This window comes from Christensenella sp. (genome assembly GCF_034927525.1).
Taxonomy (GTDB): domain Bacteria; phylum Bacillota; class Clostridia; order Christensenellales; family Christensenellaceae; genus Christensenella.
On record NZ_JAYFPU010000124.1, the window covers coordinates 1 to 7,129 of the forward strand.

Below are 7,129 nucleotides of genomic sequence, written 5' to 3' on the forward strand. Positions count from 1 at the left end.
TCTTGCGTTTGCTTCGTTGATACCCTGCCGCTCTAAAATTTCCGCAGCGGTACCTCCCTCCATCACAAGCCCAAGCAGAAGGTGCTCCGTTCCCACATAATTTTCACCCATACCGCTGGCGAACTGAGCTGCTTTGTTGACAGCCTCCTGTGCGCCCGCGGTGAATCCAGACATATTACTCATAGTATTCCTCCTAACATTTGCCGCATGATCTTCGCGGCTATTGCCGTTTTTTCGGCAAACGGCAAGCCAATCGTTGCTGGTTTTTCTTCGCTTTATAACTTATTTAAACGAACCAGCCTGTCTTAAACAATCTTATTGATCCGTTTTGTCTTCTTTATCATCCGATTCCTGTTTACGGATCTTATCTCTTAATTCTGCCGCCTTTTCAAAGTTCTCTGCCGCAATTGCAGCTTTAAGCTGTGTTTTTAAATCTTCCAAACCGGATACGGCCGGCTTTTCTTGTACATTTTCACGACTCATTTGAATTTTTGGCAGCTCTATGCCTGTAAGAGCGGCATTCTCTACATCTTCAAACTCCATATTTCGCCTATCACGCGGCGTCACAGAATTTCCACCTGTGAGTCCGTTCATATCAAATAAATTACCCTGCCTGCCGGAACCACGTTTCAACAAACTTGTTTCAAACAAATCTCCAAAAAAACTTTCCGGTGAGAACGCATTCATCAATCCCGGCTCTTTACTTGCACATTCGCTGCACAGGTTCCGTTCCGTCGTAACGCCGTTCACGCTCTGCTGTATATGCACGTTCGCTTCTCTTTGCCTACATTTATCACATAACATATCAATCGTCCTCCTTTAAAAGTGTTGATATTAAAATCTCTTTCAAAATACACGCCCTGAGCTCATTTTTGATTTCGCCAGGTACGCATAGCGCCTTGTCTGATACTGCTGCTAAGATCAGATTTTTTGATCTTCTGTCAATCAGCCCTGTTTCTAGCATGCCTTCCACCAGTTCTGCCGTATGGCGCATGTTGATGCCGCCCTGCAGCTTTTCATCAATGATGTCGCTGATATATTCGCTTTCATCTACATCAAGCTGGATCACGCGGATATATCCGCCTCCGCCACGCCTTGACTGCGTGATGTATCCTCTGCTTGGTGAAAAACGTGTTGTCAGCACATAATTGATTTGGGAAGGCGCACAATGAAACTGCTGTGCAAGCTCGTTGCGCTGCAGTTCCGCCATTCCTTCATCCTCTGTCAAAAGTTCTTTGATGAAGCTCTCAATATGATCGCTCAATACCGACATATTCGCGCCTCCTTTCTTTGACTTTCTTTGACCTTCATATTTATTATAACCGATTTTTTTTACCTGTAAACAGTTTCCTGATGAAAATTTCAATTGATTTCTCTGAGTTCCTGCGGCACTATGCCTTTGATTTTGGCATTTTGATAATCTGCTTTCAGCTTCTCCAAAAACAGCATAAGTTCTTCCTGATTCAGTATTTCTTTTGCAAATGCGATCATCAATTCAAACTGGTGGCGTGCGCCCACCGGACGTGCTGCATATCCATGTTTTTCTGAGAAACGGTAAAGCGCTAAGTACCATGCAAAAGGCTTTACGATTTGATTTTTGGTAACAAAATCAAATGCACCGCGCATCCGCTTGGTGTTATAGTAGCGGTCAACAAGCCCTGCGATTTCCCGCAGGAGCAGCAATTCCTCTGCCTGTAGATCCAATGTTTTCAATACTTCATACGGCGGATAACTGCGGACGGCAATGCCGTATTCTTCCGCCTTTTCCTTAAGCGTCGTACCTTTCAGCAGCTTCAAAAAGCCAAGTTGGAGCGCATCCGGATAGAGCGCGTATACCTCGATGAACGATCGTTCAAAGCTTTTCATATATTCATACGGCAGTCCTGCGATCAGGTCGAGATGCAGGTGTATATTCCCTGCCCCTATAACCGAAAGCGCATTGCTTTTCAGTTTTCTGATATCCGTCTTGCGGATCACCGCCTGCAGGGTTTCCGAATTGAGCGACTGAATACCCGCTTCTATTTGTATCTTACCTTTTGGCGCCTCCCGCAATAACGAGAGCGCCTCGGCATCCAGCAGATCCAGACCTATCTCAAAATGAAAGCACGTATCGCCCGTATTTTTGATCACATATTTCCATATCTCAATTGCGCGTTCACGGTTTGCATTGAACGTACGATCTGTAAACTTTACAAGACGCGCGCCCCGTTCTACAAAACGGGCGATATCCCCTTTGACTTTGTCAACGGATTTTTCGCGCACTCCTCCGGGTATTACGCCCGAAAGACAATAGGCACAGGAAAAAGGACATCCCCGTGTGGATTCGTAATAATAGATGCGGTTTTCATCGTATGTATCCTGCCCAAAAGCAAAGGGCGCTGGCAATTGCTCGATATCGTCAACGACCGCGTAAGTCTGATCGCCACAAATTTTTCCATCTATGCGACATAATACACTGTCAATTTCAGGCTTTGAACCTGCTGCAATGCTTTTGAGCAGGTATGGAAAAACCACTTCTCCTTCACCGCACATGATATAATCGACAAAAGGAGCCGTCTCCATCAATACCATTGCTTCAAACGAAACCTCCGGCCCGCCCAAAATCACGATAAGTCCGGGAACTGCCTGCTTCAAATCCTCTGCAATACGAAGCACTATACCAATATTCCAGATATAGCAGGAAAGGCAGACAACATCGCCTTTTTGCTTTAGCAAATCGTAAAGAATATCTGATGGTGGCTGGTTTATGTTATATTCGCAGAATGCAATATCTTCTTCGTTTGCCGACGCGGCAAGTGAACGCACTGCCGGATTGGTGTGCACATAGCTTGCGTTGATTGCCGCCAGAATCGTCTTCATCGTTTACTTATCTTCGTAAATATAGGTGATGTAAAAGCTATTGTCCCCCTGATTGAAATAATCAACCACGTAGAACTCGCCTGTTTTTGTACCCGGAATGATCTCCGACGTCTTTGAATAACCGACGAGGGATAATTCTCCTTTGGATACCGAATACTTGACGACCGCAAACGGGTACTCCGCCGTTGTCCCATCGTACGTCGGCGTTGTGAAGTACAATGTATCGTTATCAGCACCAAAGGTCATACTATTGATAAGTACTCCGCCAATCACATCTGTCACTGCCGCAGTCCCTGTGTTGAGCATCTGCACATTGTAGGTGATATCTTCTTCGCCTTCCAGTACAGGTACAAGCACCGCCATATTGACGCCGTCCTGCGACAGCGCAAAATCGATTCCTGCAGCCACCTCCACTCGCTCTTTTGTGGTTAAATCGAGCGAATATATCATGCCCTGTCCGTTATTCTCCGTCTTATCCGCAAAGTATATCTTTCCGCTGCGCAGGGCAATTTTGGACTCCGCACCCTTTTTTTCTTCAACCGCCTGCACACGATCCGCAATGTCTACTGTAAAATCGTACTTCATCAGCTGCAGTGTGCCTAACCCTGTCATAGCATAAATCACCGGCTGCTGCTGATCCCATACGAAGGAGGTCGTTGCATCTCCAAAGCCCTCTTCTCCCAAATTATGCAGCACGCTTTCCTGTGTATCGAATACATATAAGACCTTGTTTTCGATACCCGAGTCTAGGATAGCGATATATCGTCCATCAGAAGACGGTGCGGCTTTTTCGATTCCGTAAAAATCCGGAAGCTCGAGCTGCGTCTTTTTTCCGTTTGTCTCGATACGCCAAAGTTTCTCTTTTAATACCTGCTCTGTATCTTCTGAGGCATTGGGTACATAAGAACGGGCATACAAAATACTTCCGTCCGGCATCTGGCAGAGATATCTTCCGTTTTCCACCAGCACAGGCAGCGTGATGGGCGCGCCCGCGACCATCATGACCGGATCCTGCTGTATCCCCTGTGCGTCTACTTCTTTATTATATACGGGCAATGCGTCCGTACTCATTTCAAAGACATACGCTTTTTTGGCAGGCGCAACACTCGCAATCTTGAGGTTTGTTTCTTCTGCCAGCTTCTTTGCCGATGCTTCATCCTTTTTGGGGGAAGAAATCAGTATAATGTCCGACAATCCTTCACACATCGTAGGTGCAAAACCAAGATCGGGCGTGATCAGGTTCTGTTCGTATTCTTCGTAGGCGTTGAGCCCCACAAAAAAGGCATTTTCGGTGCTCGCATTGTTCGGCGTGAGCGTAATGACCAGCTTATCCGCATCTTCTGATACAGTAGCCTCGATCCCCTCATTCATCTGGAAATAGACTGACACAGTGTTGCTGTCGGAATGTACCGTATTGAACATTCCATAGATGATACTGTCTGTAAACCACTCGTTTTTGTTGGAATAATCCCAAAAACCGATATTTAAATCCACTTGTAGCCTGACAGGTGCTCCAAGAATGGTGATCCCGTATTTGGGTACTGACGATATTTTGGATTCATCTACCCCTGATGTACGCGATCCGTTCAAAAACGACATCGTAATCACAGTGTTTTCGCCTTGCTTTTCGATGTTGATATCTTTTAAGTTTACGTCCGTGCCTAAGGATGCGTCTCCCCCTTCGACTGTACCCCTAATTTCCTTTGCGCCGGACGTTGCCGAGGCAGAAGGCGTATCGGTCGAAGCTGTACATGCCACAAACAAAAAGGCCATTGCGCATATCAGGCTGATGATGATTACAAAACGTTTTTTGAACATAGTCTCCCTCATTTTTATTCCTATATGTTTTTAGATCGCTTTCATGATCCCGGCGTATTCGTTCAGCCTTGCTTTGATCTCTTCTGTATCCGCAAAGCTGAAACGGCCGTTTTCATAGATGATATCGCCACCGACCATTGTCATGCAGATGTCAGAATCGTCCGCGCTGTATACAACGTTAGAAACAATATCATAATCAGGCGTGTAGCGGATACCGCTTGTATCCAGCATGATGATGTCTGCGTTTTTCCCTGCCTCGATCACGCCGCTTTCACAGCCCATAGCAAGCGCACCCTGACGCGTCGCGATATCGATCGCCTGCGCGGCTGGCATTACTTTCGGATCATATGTCGTACCCTTTTGCAGCAGCGTCGCATATGTCATTTCTTCCATGATAGAAAGCTTGTTGTTGGAGGCGACGCTGTCTGTCCCTAATGACACATGCACGCCCTTATCCAGCATGCGGCTGAGCGGAGCAATCCCGCTTGCAAGTTTTAAATTACTTCTTGGGCAGCTGAGCACGTATGATCCGTGCTGCGCCATGAGCTCCATATCGTGCTCGCTGATCCATACGCAGTGAGCGGCAAGGAACGGAACATCAAGAAGTCCCAGCTTCTCGCTCAGTTCGATGGGCGTCATTCCCTGATCTTTGATACAGTTTTCATGCTCGCCTCTGGTTTCAGAGATATGCATATGGATACCCGTGTTAAGGCGCGCTGCCTCCTGCGCGATCTTTTCAAGCATTTCATTGTTGACCGTATACTGTGCGTGCGGCGAAAGATAGACCTTTAGTCTGCCTGTGTTGTTATATTTTTCAAACAATTCTACGCCTTCTCTGAATGTGCGCTGCGCAACGTCAGGTACGGGCGATACGACCGCCCGCGATAAAACCGCGCGCAAGCCGCTTTCCTGTGCCGCTTTCGCAACCGCATCCATAAAGAAATACATTTCATTGAACCAGGTGATACCTGCTGCAGCCATTTCGCACATTGCGGCCATGCTTGCCCAATATGCGATCTCGTCGTTCAGGCGATCCTCCGCCGGAAAAATCCGTGTGTTGAGCCATGTCATCAGGTCGAGATCATCCGCGTAGGAGCGGAACATATTCATCGGAACATGTGTATGCGTGTTGAAAAAGCCGGGCATTATGAGGTTGCCCTGTGCATCGATCACCCTGTCAGCCTCTGCCGCCGGAGCATCTTCCGCTGCACCTGCATAAACGATCTTTTCTCCGTCAACATATATCGTCGCATTATGCAATACATCTTTGCTTTCATTGTTCGTAATGACTGTTGCGTTCTCAATCTTGATTTTCATCACTTATTCCCCATACAAATATTTGCGTTGCTCTTTGGTCAGCACATCCACCGCGCCGCCCATTGCCTTCAGTTTTCTGACGGCCACACTATAGTCGATATCCTCCGGCAGGTTGAGCAAACCCGGTTTCATGGACTGGTGATTATCAAGGATATATTTCTGTGCCAAAAACTGGAGCGCAAAGCTCATGTCCATGATCTCTGCCGGATGCCCGTCACCCGACGCAAGATTTACGAGCCTTCCACCCGCGATCACATTCAATATCCTGCCGTCCTTTTGCACATAGCCTTCCACATTGTGACGCATCTCTACTACTTTTTCGCTGATTTCATTAAGCTGTGCCACGTTGACCTCGCAATCGAAATGCCCTGCATTCGAGAGGAGCACGCCGTCCTTCATTTTGTCAAAATGACGCGCTACGATTACATCGTCGCAGCCGGTCACTGTGACAAAAACATCACCCAGCGCTGCCGCATCGTCCATCGTCATCACGTCAAACCCGTCCATCAACGCTTCCGTCGCCTTGATGTGGTCGATCTCCGTCACGATCACCCGCGCCCCGAGAGCGGCTGCGCGCTTGGCGACGCCTTTCCCACACCAGCCATAGCCCGCGACAACGACGCGCTTTCCGGCGACGATCAGGTTTGTCGTACGCATAATACCGTCCCAGACAGACTGACCTGTGCCATAACGGTTGTCAAACATATACTTACACTGTGCGTCGTTAACGGGGATCACCGGTATTTTAAGTGTTCCGGCCTTTTCCATTGCCTTTAACCGCAGTACGCCTGTCGTCGTTTCCTCGCTTGCCCCAATCACATTTTCGATCAGCTCCGGCAGCTCTTCGTGCAGCATTGTGATCACGTCGCCGCCGTCGTCCACGATCAGATTCGGCTTTGTAAGAAGTGCGCTTCTAATATGTCCTTCGTATATCTCCGGCGTTTCTCCATGGATCGCGTATACATCCGCACCGCCTTCTACAAGTGCTGCTACCACGTCATCCTGTGTGGAAAGCGGATTGGAAGCACATGCCGAAACCTGCGCCCCGCACGCCTGTATGACCTGGATCAGGTATGCTGTCTTGGCTTCCAAATGACAGCATACACACATTTTATAGCCTGCGAACGGCTTTTGC

At 47.8% G+C, this 7,129-nt stretch carries 7 protein-coding genes; all 7 read right to left on the reverse strand.

Translation table 11 applies throughout. The features are described from left to right. Positions 1-183 (reverse strand): Clp protease N-terminal domain-containing protein (locus VB081_RS05055; RefSeq protein WP_323399752.1); only part of this gene is annotated, 183 nt, incomplete at its 3' end. A 132-nt stretch (positions 184-315) separates the two neighbouring features. Beyond that, positions 316-804 (reverse strand): UvrB/UvrC motif-containing protein, encoded by a 489-nt coding sequence (locus VB081_RS05060; RefSeq protein ID WP_323399753.1) that lies wholly within the window; start codon positions 802-804, stop codon positions 316-318. 1 nt (position 805) lies between these two features. Continuing rightward, positions 806-1,273, reverse strand: a complete 468-nt coding sequence (locus tag VB081_RS05065) for a CtsR family transcriptional regulator (RefSeq protein WP_323399754.1) — start codon at positions 1,271-1,273, stop codon at positions 806-808. 89 nt (positions 1,274-1,362) lie between these two features. After that, positions 1,363-2,859 (reverse strand): B12-binding domain-containing radical SAM protein, encoded by a 1,497-nt coding sequence (locus VB081_RS05070; protein ID WP_323399755.1) that lies wholly within the window; start codon positions 2,857-2,859, stop codon positions 1,363-1,365. 3 nt (positions 2,860-2,862) lie between these two features. Beyond that, positions 2,863-4,677, reverse strand: coding sequence for a hypothetical protein (locus VB081_RS05075; RefSeq protein ID WP_323399756.1), 1,815 nt, complete (start codon positions 4,675-4,677; stop codon positions 2,863-2,865). 30 nt (positions 4,678-4,707) lie between these two features. Further along, positions 4,708-5,994, reverse strand: a complete 1,287-nt coding sequence (locus VB081_RS05080) for an amidohydrolase family protein (protein ID WP_323399757.1) — start codon at positions 5,992-5,994, stop codon at positions 4,708-4,710. Between the two features lie 3 nt (positions 5,995-5,997). Further along, the coding region (locus tag VB081_RS05085) for an adenosylhomocysteinase (protein WP_323399758.1) at positions 5,998-7,129 on the reverse strand (1,132 nt) is incomplete at its 5' end.